General features: G+C 46.8%; 10 protein-coding genes. 9 read left to right on the top strand and 1 reads right to left on the bottom strand.

Annotation, left to right across the window (positions count from 1 at the left end):
• Positions 1 to 162 precede the first annotated feature (162 nt).
• Positions 163 to 876, top strand: a complete 714-nt coding sequence (locus ACR32F_RS21555; RefSeq protein WP_440110608.1) for a hypothetical protein — start codon at positions 163 to 165, stop codon at positions 874 to 876.
• Between the two features lie 83 nt (positions 877 to 959).
• On the opposite strand, the gene ACR32F_RS21550 is transcribed toward ACR32F_RS21555, so the two are convergent.
• A complete protein-coding gene (locus ACR32F_RS21550; protein ID WP_440110606.1) occupies positions 960 to 1,676 on the bottom strand; it encodes a Crp/Fnr family transcriptional regulator in 717 nt (238 codons plus the stop codon).
• A 431-nt stretch (positions 1,677 to 2,107) separates the two neighbouring features.
• Between ACR32F_RS21550 and adhE the strand changes: the two genes are divergently transcribed.
• The 8 genes from adhE to ACR32F_RS21510 all read left to right on the top strand — a co-directional run bounded on the left by adhE (position 2,108) and on the right by ACR32F_RS21510 (position 15,670).
• Positions 2,108 to 4,720 carry a bifunctional acetaldehyde-CoA/alcohol dehydrogenase gene (gene adhE / locus ACR32F_RS21545; protein ID WP_440110604.1) on the top strand — a complete coding sequence of 871 codons (2,613 nt, stop codon included), beginning with the start codon at positions 2,108 to 2,110 and terminating at the stop codon, positions 4,718 to 4,720.
• 856 nt (positions 4,721 to 5,576) lie between these two features.
• Complete coding sequence (gene pflB, locus ACR32F_RS21540) at positions 5,577 to 7,835, top strand: formate C-acetyltransferase (RefSeq protein ID WP_440110602.1); 2,259 nt, start codon at positions 5,577 to 5,579, stop codon at positions 7,833 to 7,835.
• A gap of 101 nt (positions 7,836 to 7,936) precedes the next feature.
• Positions 7,937 to 8,689, top strand: a complete 753-nt coding sequence (gene pflA / locus ACR32F_RS21535) for a pyruvate formate-lyase-activating protein (protein ID WP_440110600.1) — start codon at positions 7,937 to 7,939, stop codon at positions 8,687 to 8,689.
• 221 nt (positions 8,690 to 8,910) lie between these two features.
• On the top strand, positions 8,911 to 10,275 hold the full coding sequence (locus ACR32F_RS21530; protein WP_440110598.1) for an extracellular solute-binding protein: 1,365 nt from the start codon (positions 8,911 to 8,913) through the stop codon (positions 10,273 to 10,275).
• A gap of 173 nt (positions 10,276 to 10,448) precedes the next feature.
• A complete protein-coding gene (locus ACR32F_RS21525; RefSeq protein WP_440110596.1) occupies positions 10,449 to 11,333 on the top strand; it encodes a carbohydrate ABC transporter permease in 885 nt (294 codons plus the stop codon).
• Entirely contained in the window at positions 11,333 to 12,163 is an 831-nt protein-coding gene (locus tag ACR32F_RS21520; protein ID WP_440110594.1) for a carbohydrate ABC transporter permease, read from the top strand. The genes ACR32F_RS21525 and ACR32F_RS21520 overlap by 1 nt, the downstream gene beginning before the upstream one ends.
• A 31-nt stretch (positions 12,164 to 12,194) precedes the next feature.
• Positions 12,195 to 14,036 carry a cache domain-containing sensor histidine kinase gene (locus tag ACR32F_RS21515; protein ID WP_440110592.1) on the top strand — a complete coding sequence of 614 codons (1,842 nt, stop codon included), beginning with the start codon at positions 12,195 to 12,197 and terminating at the stop codon, positions 14,034 to 14,036.
• A complete protein-coding gene (locus ACR32F_RS21510) occupies positions 14,033 to 15,670 on the top strand; it encodes a response regulator transcription factor (RefSeq protein ID WP_440110590.1) in 1,638 nt (545 codons plus the stop codon). The genes ACR32F_RS21515 and ACR32F_RS21510 overlap by 4 nt, the downstream gene beginning before the upstream one ends.

The raw sequence follows: 15,670 nt of genomic DNA, 5'->3' as shown, positions 1-15,670 counted from the left end.
ACAAAGAGCCTGCTTGCAGGCTCTTTGTGTTGTACAAGCCATATATGGACGTTGACTGGATTAAATGTAACGGCATTGACACTTTTTTTGCATGAATGTTGTGCCATAATAGAGGTTATGGACAACAGGGTGAATGATTTTACGCAGGGTGGTGTTACCTACATGAAGAAGAGAATCCCCGGTTACATCGGCTTATGTCTGCTGATTTTGGTTATTTTGGCCGGATGTAGCGAGACACAGCCTTCTGAACAGCCAATCGTTAAAGAGACCGAATCATCGAACACCATTACAGTGGCGGTGGATGGCAGTACTTTTCTGCCTGACGCAACAAAGTCCATTAAGAGAGACTTTAGTGAAGGTCTGACACTCAAAAAAGCACTGCTGAACAGTGGACTTGTCGATTTTACGGCGGATGGCAAACGGATTCAATCGGTTGGGGAGGTTTCACTGGATTCCTCACTCAGTTGGGCCGTTAAGCTCAATGGCAAGGATATTGAACAGGAAAATTGGGACATGGAGCTTCATGCCAAAGATGAAGTGATCATATACGTGAAAGCCGCTGACAGTGGGGGAGATGGTGTTGCTTATCAGACAACGTTACTCAAGGTGAGCGGCGGTAATATTATGCCGAATCTCAATCGTCAATATGCCGGTGTTTACGTTCAGGAGTGCACTGTTCGCGATGTATTAAAGTCCAGTGGCATTGTGAGAATGTCAGAGAACAACAAATTCGTCGTTTCGGTTGAGAATGTGATTCCCCGCATGAATCAGCGTTGGGTGATCATGGTGAACGACAAGGAACTGATGGAAAATGGACTGGACATGAAGTTGAACCCACGTGATGCGGTAAAGCTCGAATTGACCACTGCATCCTAAGCATAATAAAAGCCCAATCTTCTTTACAGAAGTTGGGCTTTTTTCTTCATTTGAATAGTGAAACCATACACGATGGGCAAGGATCAGATACGACATATTTCATTAGGGCACAGCTCGCAGTGACAGATGCTTTGTAGCATCTTCAGGTCTTTAATGACAATCATGCCGTTGTCGTATTCGATGCCATCTTTTTTGCGCAGATCGCTTAACATGCGGTTTACACTTTCACGGGTGGCCCCGATCATGTTGGACAGATCCGTATGGGTAATTTTTTTGTGAATGATGACATGCTCTCCATGGGGCTCGCCATATGAATTGGATAGGCGGATCAGTGTAGAACAGAGCGCACCCGGTTTGCCATATAACATCAGATCGCGGAATTTGGTCTGGGTTAACCGATGATGGATACCCATCCATTTCATAAAGTCGATGGCAAAGTCACAATGCTGACAGATCAGCATTTCCAGGTCTTTGTGCTCCAGCACACCAATTTCACTATCCTCCAGCACTTCCGCCGAAAAGCTATGTTTGGACCCGAAAAATGGGTCAGCCTGACCGATCATATCACCGGATTGATACATGTACATGATCAGTTCTTTGCCTTCATCGGTTGATTTGGTGATCTGGGCACGTCCACGCTTCATATAATAAAGTTTGTCTGAGACATCTCCTTCCCAATATAGATGGGTTCCTTCGGGATAGGTTCTGTCCTTCATCGTTACGAGCAGATGGTTGAAATTCACTTCCGAGAAACAGTTGGTATTGCCGCGCTTTTCCAGTACACTCAGTTGTTCTATCATAAGTCTATCTCCCCTTTGTATCCATCGGACAGCCTTCTGTAGCCTGGACTGGCCTCCGTGGTTCGCCGCAAACCGTTGCCGTCCTGATCAGGGTCATCTCGGCCGGGAGGAAGGACGGTACAAATTGCGGTGGTTCAATTTTTAAGTTCAGTATATACCTAATCTTGTCGTTTGAGGGGCATGGAAAGGGGGGAAAGATGGCGAAATTTCAAACATTGTGATTAAATTCACTTTCAAAAGGAAAGGATAGCTTTGATAGTCCTATATTATAAATAGGAAGTGAAAATGGCCGTATGAAGGACACCACAAAACTTAAATTAAATTTGTTATACTTTGTGAAAAAAATCACATAATTAAGTTTATCGCCATGTTACGATGTGAATGTAAAGAAGAGAGACAAACCAATACGAACCTTTAGGAGGATGAGGGAGATGGCTGTAAAGAACGAAGTCGCCCCAGCAAAAGAACCGACAGCAGGTCAGTATATTCAAACGTTAATCGACAAAGCGAATAAAGCACACGCCGCATTCATGAAGATGGACCAGAAGCAAATTGACCGGATTGTGCAAGCAATGGCGCTTGCGGGTCTGGATAAACACATGATGCTCGCCAAGATGGCCGTAGAAGAAACAGGCCGTGGAGTGTATGAGGATAAAATCACCAAAAATATATTTGCAACAGAATATGTGTACCACAGCATCAAGTATGACAAAACCGTAGGTGTGATTGAAGATAACGAGTATGAGAGCTTCCAGAAAATTGCGGAGCCGGTCGGTATCATCATGGGGATCACCCCGGTAACGAATCCAACATCAACGACGATGTTCAAAGCACTGATTTCCATCAAAACACGTAATCCGATCATCTTCGGTTTCCACCCATCTGCACAGAACTGTAGCCGCGAAGCCGCTAGAATTCTGATGGAAGCAGCCGTGAAGCACGGTGCTCCAGCGGATTGTATCCAATGGATTGATGATCCTTCCATGGATCGTACAAACGCCTTGATGAATCATAACGATGTGGCGCTCATTCTGGCAACAGGCGGATCAGGCATGGTGCGGGCAGCTTACAGCTGTGGTAAACCGGCACTGGGCGTGGGACCAGGTAACGTACCTTGCTTTATTGAAAAAAGTGCAAATATCAACCAGGCGGTTACGGATTTGATTTTGTCCAAATCGTTTGATAACGGTATGATCTGTGCTTCCGAGCAAGCGGTCATCATTGAAGAACCGATCTTCGATCAGGTGAAAAAGAAAATGATTGCCAATGGTTGTTACTTCGTCAACAAAGACGAGGCAGCCAAATTGACAGCAGGAGCAATAAACGCTGAGAAGTGTGCGGTGAATCCGGCGATTGTTGGTCAATCTGCAGTCAGCATCGCCCAATTGTGCGGTATCGAAGTTCCGGCAGGTACCAAAATTCTCGTAGCCGAGATTGAAGGGGTGGGAACGAAGTTCCCATTGTCGGCTGAAAAATTAAGCCCGGTACTGGCTTGTTATAAAGTTAAAACAGCAGCTGAGGGTATTGAGCGTGCAGCAGAAGTGGTAGCCTTTGGCGGTATGGGTCACTCCTCGGTCATTCACTCGAACAACGAAGAAGTGATCAGCAAGTTCGCAGATCGCCTGCAAACTGGACGGATCATCGTGAATTCTCCTTCCACACACGGCGCAATCGGTGACATCTATAACACCAACATGCCGTCACTGACACTGGGCTGCGGATCGTATGGACGTAACTCGACTTCTTCCAACGTAACCGCTGTAAACTTAATCAACGTGAAAAGGGTGGCTCGCCGTACCGTGAATATGCAGTGGTTCAAAGTGCCGAACAAAGTCTATTTTGAAAAAGGTGCAACACAGTATCTTGCGAAAATGCCTGACATCACTCGCGTTGCGATTATTACGGATGCCATGATGGTCAAACTCGGTTATGTGGAAAAAGTAGAGCATTATCTGCGTCAACGCCAAATGCCGGTAGCGATCGAAGTATTCTCCGATGTAGAACCCGATCCGTCCACAACAACGGTAGATCGCGGTACAGAAATGATGCGCCGCTTCCAGCCGGACTGCATTATCGCACTCGGCGGGGGATCACCGATGGATGCTGCGAAAGCGATGTGGTTGTTCTATGAATACCCGGACACCGACTTCAACGATCTGAAGCAAAAATTCATGGATATCCGCAAACGGATCTACAAATATCCACGTCTCGGCGTAAAAGCGAAATTCGTAGCTATTCCGACAACATCAGGTACAGGTTCGGAAGTAACATCGTTTGCAGTAATCACGGACAAAAATCAGGGCAATACCAAATACCCACTGGCAGACTATGAGCTGACACCAGACGTAGCCATCGTAGATCCGGAATTCGTATACTCCCTGCCTAGAACAGCAGTTGCAGATACAGGTATGGACGTACTGACTCATGCGATTGAAGCCTATGTGTCTGTCATGGCGAATGATTACACGGATGGTCTGGCGATCAAAGCGATTCAGCTGGTGTTCCAATACCTGGAGCAATCGGCGCTGCAAGGTGACAAATTGGCTCGTGAGAAAATGCATAATGCATCCACGATTGCCGGTATGGCTTTTGCCAACGCATTCCTGGGCATTAACCACAGCTTGGCGCACAAATGGGGTGGACAGTACCACACCGCACATGGACGTACCAATGCAATCCTGTTGCCACACGTCATTCGCTACAATGCGAAAAAACCGACCAAATTTGCATCGTTCCCGAAATATTCGCACTTTGTTGCGGATGAGCGTTATGCGGAAATTGCCCGTATTCTGGGATTGCCTGCACGTACAACAGAAGAAGGGGTTACAAGCCTGATCAATGCCATTCGTAAAATGAACAAAACACTGGGCATTGAGGAATCATTCCAGGAAATTGGATTTGATCCAAAAGACTTCGAAGCACATGTGGATTATCTGGCAGATCGTGCCTTTGAAGACCAATGTACAACCGCTAATCCGAAGTTGCCGCTGGTGACTGAACTGGCAGACGTTTACCGCAATGCGTTCTATGGAAAGTTTGAATAACAATTAATTCAAAACACCAAGCAACGAGCCAAGATTATTGAGGCAATGATTCAGGGTTCCCCGAGATGGGGAGCCCCGATTGCCGTATTTCACACGATAACGAAGAGGGCAGAAAAACGGAAGAGCGAAGCGACCGCTTTTTCAGATGTTCTTTCATTTAAGTAAGCTTGGACCGAGTTGTAGAGGTCCAAATGCTTCTTTTTTATAAGAGGTAACAAGGAATCCGTGATGCGGCTATTTGAACAAGATATTCACACGACAACGGAGAGGGCAGAAAAAACGGAAGAAGCGAAGCGTTCGCCTTTCAAGCATGAGTTCAACCTATAATGCTATATAGATTGAACTATACATGTACACAAGAACGAAGGGGATAGAAATAACCTGAAGAAGCGATAGCGTTCGCCTTTATCCCCGGATTTTCCCCTTTTTAAAGGGAATCAAAAAAATCTGGGGGTAACAGCGATCGGAAGGTTGTTCTATCCTTGGAGTGGCCAGTGTACATATCCTTTCGTTCAATTTATATAGTTCCAATTGAAATCGGGGATAACAGCGATCGGAAGTTGTTCTGCCCACGCAGTGGCTAAGTGTGAATTTTATAGGGTTCAATGAGACACAGCGCAGGTGGAGTGAGGAAGGTCACTGACTTTGTGACAAAAATCACAGATGGTGAAAGCACGAAGTCGTATACTGAAAATGTAAGAAAAACATTCATTCCGCGGTTCCGGTTCCCAAGTAGAGAGAACGTGTTCCGGCTCACATGTGAAATTAATCACATTAATCGCGGCTCTGGGCACAGATGAGACGAGTGAAGCATCCTGTCATGTGTCCGGAAATCCAAATTTGTGGAGGGATTACTATGTCGGTGATCGAAAAAGATGTCAAACAACTAACAGGCTGGAGAAGCTTTACCAAAGGAACTTGGACCAAATCCGTAGACGTGAATGATTTTCTGGTACACAACTTGTCCCCTTATTATGGCGATGAAGCATTTCTCGCAGGTGCAACCCAGAATACGAAAGAGTTATGGGATATCGTATCTGATTTGACCAAAAAAGAGCGCGATAACGGCGGGGTGCTCGATGTTGACGTGAACACGCCAGGAACCATTGTATCTCACCAACCAGGTTATCTGGATAAATCCAAAGAGCAGATTGTCGGTGTACAAACCGATGCTCCATTCAAACGTTCCATTCAACCATTCGGCGGAATTCGCATGATGATTGATGCTTGTGAAGCTTATGGCTTCGAAATGCCTCAAGAAGTCATTGATATATTTACGAACATTCGCAAAACACATAACCAGGGCGTATTCGATGCTTATACATCCGACATGCGTGCAGCACGTAAAGCAGGGATCATTACAGGATTGCCAGATGCTTACGGCCGTGGCCGGATCATCGGTGACTATCGTCGGGTAGCACTCTATGGTGTGGACTTCCTGATTCGGAATAAAAAAGGTGAACTGAATGCACTCGAAGTGGACGTAATTGATGAAGATGTCATTCGTTTACGTGAAGAATTGTCCGAACAAATTCGTGCATTGCAGGAACTGAAACAACTGGGTGAAATGCACGGCTTCGATATTTCCTTACCAGCAACAACGGCAAAAGAAGCATTCCAATGGCTATACTTCGGTTACCTGGCTGCGATCAAAGAGCAAAACGGTGCGGCGATGTCGCTTGGACGTGTCTCTTCGTTCCTGGATATTTACATCGAACGTGATTTGCAAGAAGGTATGTTAACAGAGGAACAGGCACAGGAGCTGGTTGACCACTTTGTAATGAAACTGCGGATCGTCAAATTCCTGCGTACACCGGATTATAACGAACTGTTCAGTGGAGACCCAACATGGGTAACCGAATCCATTGGCGGCATGTCCGTGAACGGAGAAACGCGGGTAACTAAGAACAGCTTCCGTTTCCTGCACACTCTGAACAACCTGGGTCCTGCACCCGAGCCGAATCTGACTGTACTCTGGTCTACCAAGCTTCCGGAAGCTTTCAAAGAATATTGCACGAAAGTATCCATTGAAACCAGCTCGATCCAGTACGAAAATGATGATCTGATGCGTCCAATCTATGGTGAAGATTACGGTATTGCCTGCTGTGTATCCGCCATGAAGATTGGTAAACAAATGCAGTTCTTCGGGGCACGTGCCAACTTGGCGAAAGCATTGCTGTATGCGATCAATGGTGGACGTGATGAGAAATCCGGCGCTCAGGTAGGACCTGAATACCCAGCAATTACAAGCGAAGTACTGGATTACAATGAAGTTATGAAACGTTTCAAACCGATGATGGAGTGGCTCGCCAAACTGTACATGAACTCACTCAACGTCATTCACTACATGCATGATAAATATAGCTACGAGCGCATTGAAATGGCACTGCATGACCGCGACATCGTTCGTACAATGGCTTGTGGTATTGCCGGTCTCTCGGTTGCCGCAGACTCCCTGAGTGCAATCAAATATGCCAAAGTTAAACCGATCCGCAACGAACAAGGCATCGCGATTGACTTTGAAATCGAAGGCGAGTTCCCTTGTTACGGTAACAATGAAGACAGTGTGGACAACATTGCAGTTGAACTGGTAGAAAGCTTCATGGGTATGATTCGCAAACACAAAGCATATCGTAATGCGATTCCAACGCAATCCGTTCTGACGATCACTTCCAACGTGGTATACGGTAAGAAAACAGGTACAACACCGGATGGTCGTAAAGCAGGCGAACCGTTTGCACCAGGGGCGAACCCAATGCATGGCCGAGATAAAAAAGGTGCGCTGGCATCCCTGGGCTCTGTAGCCAAATTACCGTATGAACACAGTCTTGACGGAATTTCCAATACGTTCTCTATTGTACCTAAAGCCTTGGGTAAAGAGTCGGATACACGTAAATCCAATCTGGTTGCCATGATGGACGGATACTTCGGTCAAGGCGCACACCATCTAAACGTAAACGTATTTGATCGTCAGCAACTGATTGACGCCATGGACCACCCGGAAAACTATCCGCAATTGACGGTACGGGTATCTGGTTACGCGGTTAACTTCATCAAGCTGACTCGTGAGCAACAATTGGATGTCATTAACCGGACGTTCCATGGCTCCATGTAATCATTGCATGTCATGAATTTGAGATAAGAAGATGGCCTTGAGAAAAGATTGAACACATATTAAACGCACAGCGGATGCGGATACAGAAAGGAAGAGGCAGCATGGTTAACGGACATATTCATTCACTCGAAACTTTCGGGACGGTTGACGGCCCAGGCATCCGCTTCGTGCTTTTTATGCAGGGATGTCTACTCAAATGCCAGTATTGTCACAACCCGGATACATGGGCACTGGACGGTGGTAAGGAAATGAGCGTGGAGGAGGTACTGGCCGAGATTGAGCCGTACCTCACTTACTATCGCAGCTCTGGCGGGGGACTCACGGTATCTGGTGGGGAGCCTACATTGCAGGCTCATTTTGTAGCCGAAGTCTTCAAGGAAGCGAAACGCCGTTGGGGATTACACACGACGCTGGATAGCAATGGTTTCAATGAACCGGATCGGATTCACGATCTGTTGGATAACACGGACTTGGTTCTGCTGGATCTGAAACATATCGATGATGAGAAGCATATCAAGCTGACGGGTAAATCCAACGAAAGAACACTGAAGACCGCACAGTGGTTATCGGATCAGGGACGGAAAATGTGGATTCGCCACGTGTATGTACCAGGCATTCACAACGAGGAAGAGGATTTGCTCAACCTCGGAAGGTTTATAGGCACATTAAATGGGGTCGAGAAGTTCGAAATCCTGCCTTATCATCAGATGGGCATCTACAAATGGCAAGCTATGGGGAAAATATATCCGCTGGAAGGTGTTCCTTCTCCGAGTGAAGAGGAAGTAGAGCGGGCGTATCGCCTGATTGAACAAGGCCGCTCCGAAACAGCGGGCATGGCTTGCTCCAATAAGTAACTAGCTTTTATATACAGGATCTATCAACCAAGCAGTCTTTGCGAACACGTTTCGCAGGGGCTGTTTTTTTGCTGTTATCCGATGTGTGGCAGTTGATTTATTGGCCCAGTGAAGGATTTTATCCCTCCATTGATGAATTGTCATCCTTACGATGTAAGCTTCGGCTTTTTATAATCAGAGTGTAAAGCCAAATGCTCGATACGTTGAGGAGGGTCAACCAGATGAAAAAAGGAATGACATTGCTGCTTTCATTATTGCTTATCACTTCGTGGACACTGGCGGGATGTGCAAGCTCAAGTAACGAACCACAGCAAGGAGCAGGCAATGCGCCTGCAGAGACGAGCAAGGAACCGGTTGAGATGCTTCTCCGTCACACTCAGGTGGGCGCCGACAAACAAAAAAGGCTGGCCATTCTGCAGGATGTGGTGGACAAAGTGGAGAGCGAAGTACCTAATCTAACTTTTACGCTGGATGGTGTTGAATCGGATGTGAACCGCAAGGAAAAGCTTCGTGGAGAGATGGCAGCAGGCAACCCGCCGGATATCTTCGAACTGTTTGGCAGTCCAGACTCCAAAGTCTATGCCAAAGAAAGCATGTTGCTGGATCTGACGCCAATTCTGCAAGAGCTGGGCCTCCAGGACCAGTTTACCTCACTTGAGCCATTCACTTATGAAGGCAAGGTGTATGGGCTTCCTATTGGGGGATCGGGGGAAGGATTTTTCTACAATAAAGAGTATTTTGCACAAAAAGGTTGGAAAGCGCCTACAACGATGGCTGAACTGGACAACATGCTGGCCGAGATCAAGGCTGACGGTAAAGTCCCGCTTGCTTCTGCTTCCAAGGCAGGCTGGGTTCCACTCATGTTAACCAACCACCTTTGGTCCCGTTATGCCGGACCTGATATCACGGCAAAGTTCGCGACAGGTGAAGCCAAGTGGACCGATCCGGGCGTTGTTGCGGGATTTGCGAAGCATAAAGAATGGGTCGATAAAGGTTATTTCAAAAAAGGCGAACTTGGCTTTGAATATGCGGAATACACCACTCAATTCACGAGCGGTGAAGCCATTCTGATGTATGACGGAACATGGAAATCGTCTGTATTCAAGGAAGGGCAGAGCGGAGAATCGCTCATTGACAAGGTTGGATTCTTCAACATGCCTCCGGTAGAGAATGGTGCAGGAGATCAGACGGCTCTGATGCGTGACGTCAATAATGGATATGGTTTCTCCGCTTCCGTTGCGGATGACCCGCAGAAACTGGAGGCTGTCAAAGCGTTTATCAAAAATTTCTACAACGAAGATATGCAAGTACGCGGGCTCGTGGAAGATGGCGTGTTACCAGCGATGAAACTGGATGAGAAGGTACTGACTGACAGCATCACGGATGAGTTGATGAAGGAAATCGTGGCGGTCCTGAATGCATCCCAGACTTCATTCCCAGCATTTGATGCACTCGTTCAGGCTGATGTGACTACAGAGATCAGCAACCTGCAAATTCAGAAGCTGATTGGTGGACAGACCACTCCAGAGAAGATGGCGGAAGAATTGCAAAAGGTTCAGGAAGAGGCAAATGCTTCGGTTGAATAGTGGAGCTGTACAGGTAAGAAACCAGGTAAGAAACCTGCCTCATCATCATGCTGGCTTGCCCCGGTTGGAATATTGCCGGGGCAAAGCCCTTGGTGAAATCTGAAGACTCCACTGCTGAGGAAACTGCGCGATTCATGAGCATAAGAAGTTGAAGTTACTGAAGGAGGTAGATCATGAACACTTCACTCCGCAGCCCGTTGATCTATACATTGTTTGTATTACCTGCATTGTTCCTGTTTGTCATGTTCTTCCTTTATCCGATTGGCAGTTCACTCTATTACAGCCTGACCAGCTGGAACGGGGTATCCGCAGAGCCACGTTTTGTCGGACTTTCGAATTATGCAAAAGCGCTGACAGATGAACGATTCTGGATTTCCACTCGCAATAATGGGTTCTTTATTGCATTTTCCGTATTGATCCAGGTACCTATTATCGTGCTGTTCTCCCTGCTCATTGCAAACGTGAAGAAGCTGAAGGGATTGTACAAAACAGCTGTTTTTTTGCCTTCAATTATGTCTACGGCAGTCATCGGAATTTTGTGGGGGTTCATCTATGAACCCAACATTGGACTGCTGAACCAGTTGCTTGAAGCTGTAAACATCTCTCCGGTCTATTGGCTGTCCGATAACCGGTTCGCGATGATCTCCATTCTCGTGACCAACGCCTGGCAGTGGACAGGATTTTACATTGTCATGGTATTGGCGGCTATATTGGCCATCCCACGTGATCTAGACGAAGCGGCTGCCATTGATGGAGCCACAGCGGTACAGCGAGCGTTTAAAATTACGTTACCATTAATCAAGCCGATTATTTCGGTTGTGGTCATGCTGTCCATAGCTGGAGCGATGAAGGCGGCTGATATTGTTCTGGTCATGACCAAAGGTGGACCGGCAGGCTCTACCGAGGTGCTTGCCACGTATATGATCAAATATGCGATTACCAATTTTAAATACGGCTATGGCAATACGATTGCGGTTCTAATCTTTGCTCTGACGCTTGTGCTCACCGCGGTGTATCAGCTGCTGGTGGCGAGACACAACGAAAGGGTGGAATATTGATGGCTAAGCGTATCCAAGGCAGTATACCTCATATGTTGTTAATGCTTTATTTAATTGCGATTCTGTTTCCCTTTTTATTCGTGATCTTCTCTTCATTCAAGCAGGATAACAACGAGATTGCACTGAATCCGTTCGGTCTGCCTTCAACCTGGGTGTTTAACAATTACGTGGAAGCTTGGGTGAATGCCAAGATTGGAACGTATTTCTGGAACAGTATGTACATTTCAGTGCTTTCCTCAGCCGGAACGATTGTGCTTGGAGCCATGTTTGCTTTTGCCATCACCCGGATGAGACACCGCAAATGGAGTCTGTTTCTGTACAGCCTCATTCTGGCGGGTATGCTGATACCAAACAACGCGCTCATGCTGCCGATTTATTTACTAGTACGCAAGCTGGGCATTCTGGATACACATCTGGCGCTGATCATTCCTTATGTTGCAAATGCGATTCCGTTCACGATTATTATTCTGGCCGCCTTTATGCGCTCACTCCCTGGAGAAATTGAGGAAGCGGCGGTTATGGATGGCTTGAGGGCTCCGGGTATCTTTGCTAAAATAGTGATACCCCTTACAGTTCCGGCCATAGTCACGGTATTTATCGTGAATTTCCTCGGCAACTGGAACGAGTTTCTACTCGCCAACTATTTCTTATCTACCGATAAACTGCGCACATTGCCTGTCGGCATGGTCCAGTTTCGTGATCAGTATCAGATGAATTATGCCCAGATGTCAGCCGGAATTGTGTACAGTGTTGTACCGGTTATTGTGATCTACGCTGTGCTTCAGGAGAAAATTATTGAAGGTGTAACAGCAGGCGGTGTCAAAGGTTAATTAACGATGTGTTATATAGGGAGAACGGGACATGAATTTGCGGATGAAGCTGGCCATGGCATTTCTGTTGCTTATCATCGTACCAATGTGCACGCTTGGAATCGGCATGTTTCTGGTCACGTCACACACGATTGAGAAGAAATACAATCAGCAGTCTGAATATGCACTCCAGGCCATTAGCTATAATATTGAGAATGTTTTTCAGCAGATCAACAATGTCACGGACAACGGCATTGCCACATCGGTATTCCAGATGGCATTGAATGCTAAAGATCCGACCAAACAGGATCTGGGAACCGGTAATCAATTGTCGCTCAATGCCAGCCAGCGGAATTTCCGTTCCCTTTTATACAATTATCCATTCATCAGTTACGCCTTCTTGTATGATTTGCGTTCACGGTCATCCGAGGACAACCAGATTGTCTCTATTTTTACCAAAGAAAATTTTCAGGCACTCCCTTTTCAACAATTCAAGGTGCATCCACTCTTCAAAGAAATTCAGGAGCTCAACGGTGTACCCAAATGGCTGGCTCCGCTGGAATATCCCGAACTGACTGGCGTAGAACCTGTGTTTACCCAGATCCGGTTGGTCAAGGAACTCAGTTATTTTCAGAATATCGGCGTCCTGGTCGTTCAGATCAAAAAAGGAGAGATGGATCGCATCTTCCGCCATTTGAAAATAAGTGATCCTGCACAGGATACGTCGTTCCTGCTGATTAATGAAGAAGGGCTGATCGTGTACGATCCTTCCGGCCGCTACAGCGGAGAGAAGATGGACAATCTGGGGGTACGTTCTGATAGTTACGGGTTGGGGTTCAGCAGCACCAGAGCTGTGTTTGACGGTAGTGAAAGTATCATTTCCCAATATCATCTGAAAAACTACAACTGGAGTCTGGCTAGTGTCACTTCATGGGAAGCGTTATCCGCAGAGACGAATGTGTTCGCAGGCTGGTCCATCATCATCATTCTGCTGTGTTTACTTGCTGCGATGGTCTTCAATGTGTTCTTCATGAACCGAATTACTGGCAATATTGCCGTGCTTGTTCGATTTATGAGACGTGTGGACGATGGGGACTTTAATGCTCGCGTTGAAGGAAAAGGGTTTGACGAGATGCAGCTTCTGGCTCAAGGGTTCAATGAATTATTGGATCGGATCGGCGGCCTGTTCCGGCGTGTGCGTGCGGAGCAGCAGCAAAAGGCCAAAGCGGAGCTGCGCGTGCTTCAAGCCCAGATCAAACCTCATTTTCTGTTCAACACACTGGAATCTATTAACGGATTAGCCATGAGGGGAGAAGGGCGTAAAGTAAGTGAAATGGTGACTCGACTTGGCAATATGCTGCGCATCAGCATCCAGGATCAGGAGGAAATATCACTCAGTGAGGAGCTTAGGCACTTACAGAGTTATCTGGAGATTCAACAGTACAGATTCAGTGATTTATTTCGGTACGAGATCAACATTTCATCTCATCTGTATACATCATCTATGCTCAAGCTTACCCTCCAACCTCTTGTAGAAAACAGCATTCAGCACGGGTTTGAGGGAATCGAATATCAGGGCGTACTACGAATCAGCGCATTTGTGGTACAGAATAATCTGGTGCTGCGAGTTGAGGATAATGGCATCGGTATTCCCCAGGAAATGTTGGCAAGATTTGAATACATGGCAGAAGACCCGCCCGAATATATCATGGCAGAGGGAACGAAACCCCTGTCTTCCATGGCAGAGCGCCGAGGACTGGGATTAAGAAGTGTGGCAGATCGAATACGGATTCAATATGGAGCCGGATACGGGGTGTTCATATGTTCATCTCCGGGGTATGGCACGATCGTTCAATGTATTATTCCACAATATAAGCAGGGGGAAGATGAATGAATCTAACCGCATTGCTGGTTGACGATGAGCTGCCGATTTTGGAGAATTTAAGCTGTATTTTGCCTTGGGAAGAGATGGGCATTGATATTGTGGGCACGGCCAGAAGCGGGGCAGAAGCACTGGACCAAGTTGCAGAGTATCATCCCGACATCCTGTTGTGTGATATTCGTATGCCCTCTATGGATGGTCTGGAACTGATTCAAATATTGCGGGAACAGGGTGAAACATGCGAAATCATTTTGCTGACCGGATATCAGCAGTTTGAGTATGCCCGTACTGCTATTCGTTATCATGTTCGAGAATACATATGCAAACCGATTGATTATCTGGACCTGGAACATAAATTGCGTGAGCTTGCCGGGCAGATTCAGAAGAAACGGATCGAGATGCAGGCTGAGCGCCACCGCAATTCGGAGATGGAAACCTGGGTCAGAGACAAACATATTATTGAATTGATGCGAAGGGAAGAGGACTCGTCGTTGTTTCCTTACCCACCTTCTGTACCGCAACCCCAGGCCCCTTCATTAAGGTACATTCTGCTACTTATAGATGTATCCGGTTATTTCAAGCATTCCATCGGATGGTCCGGGGCCCGTCATCAAAGCTGGCATGAGATGATCCGTTTCAGGCTTAGGGAGCTTGCCGATGGAATTGGTGATGAAACGCTGTTGATTTCGGCCCGTAAGGGAGAATGGTGCATATTGGTGGAGGCTTCTGGTGAATGGAGACTACGGGCAGATGCATTGGCTCAGCAGATCACATTGGAGTTGGATGCGATATTTGAGCCAGGTTCAGGCATGAAGACACGAGTCATTCAGGATGTTGTGCCTGTGAAGCTGGATGACCAGATTGCTGAGCGGTACCGCCACTGTCAGAGATTGCTGATTATGAGTGACTCGGACCCGTACAGCGCTAAGTTGAAGCGGGAAGCCTCGGAACCTTCCTTAGAGAAATCGAAGGAACCATCCGGAAGGGCGATGATGTGGGTTGCCAAAGAGGATCTGGACTACATCACTCGCTGGATCAGGCAGGGAAATAAGCAGGGCTTGATTGAGTTGTTAACTACGCTCAAACATCGGATGAGTGAACATCAGAGTGAGCTGGATGGTATGGCTGAAAATAGTCTTTGTTTCTTACTTGTACATATGCTGCGTGAATTGCGGGAAGTACATGTGATGGCTGAACAAGACGAAATTCATTTCTGGAGTGCGTTGCATTCAGCAACCTCGATCAAAGAATTCATTGAACTGGCGGAGGCACTTGCTCATGTTTGTTATGACAAGAAGAGCGTGCCACGCCCTTCGGTATCTGAGCTAATGACGTCTGCGTGCGAGTATATGAACGCCAGACTGGAATGTGATTTGGGTATTGATGAAGTAGCGGAATGGCTGGGAATCAGTCCGGGCTACTTTTGCCAGCTGTTCAAGAATCATGTGGGTGTTACTTTTGTTGAATATATGACGCAGAAGCGGATGGAGAGCGCAGCTTTATTGTTAAGTACTACGGAATGGAGCATTACAGCCATCGGTGAAGCAACTGGATTCAAGGAGCGCCGATATTTCTCCAAGGTATTCCATAAACATTTTCATATGAAACCATCGGAATTCAGGTCAAACCAAAGAGCAGGTTCTTAA

Origin of the sequence: Paenibacillus hebaui (genome assembly GCF_051934385.1) — a bacterium.
Taxonomy (GTDB): domain Bacteria; phylum Bacillota; class Bacilli; order Paenibacillales; family Paenibacillaceae; genus Paenibacillus.
Note: the sequence above shows the minus strand (reverse complement) of the source record. Positions and strands in the feature narration are given on the sequence as shown.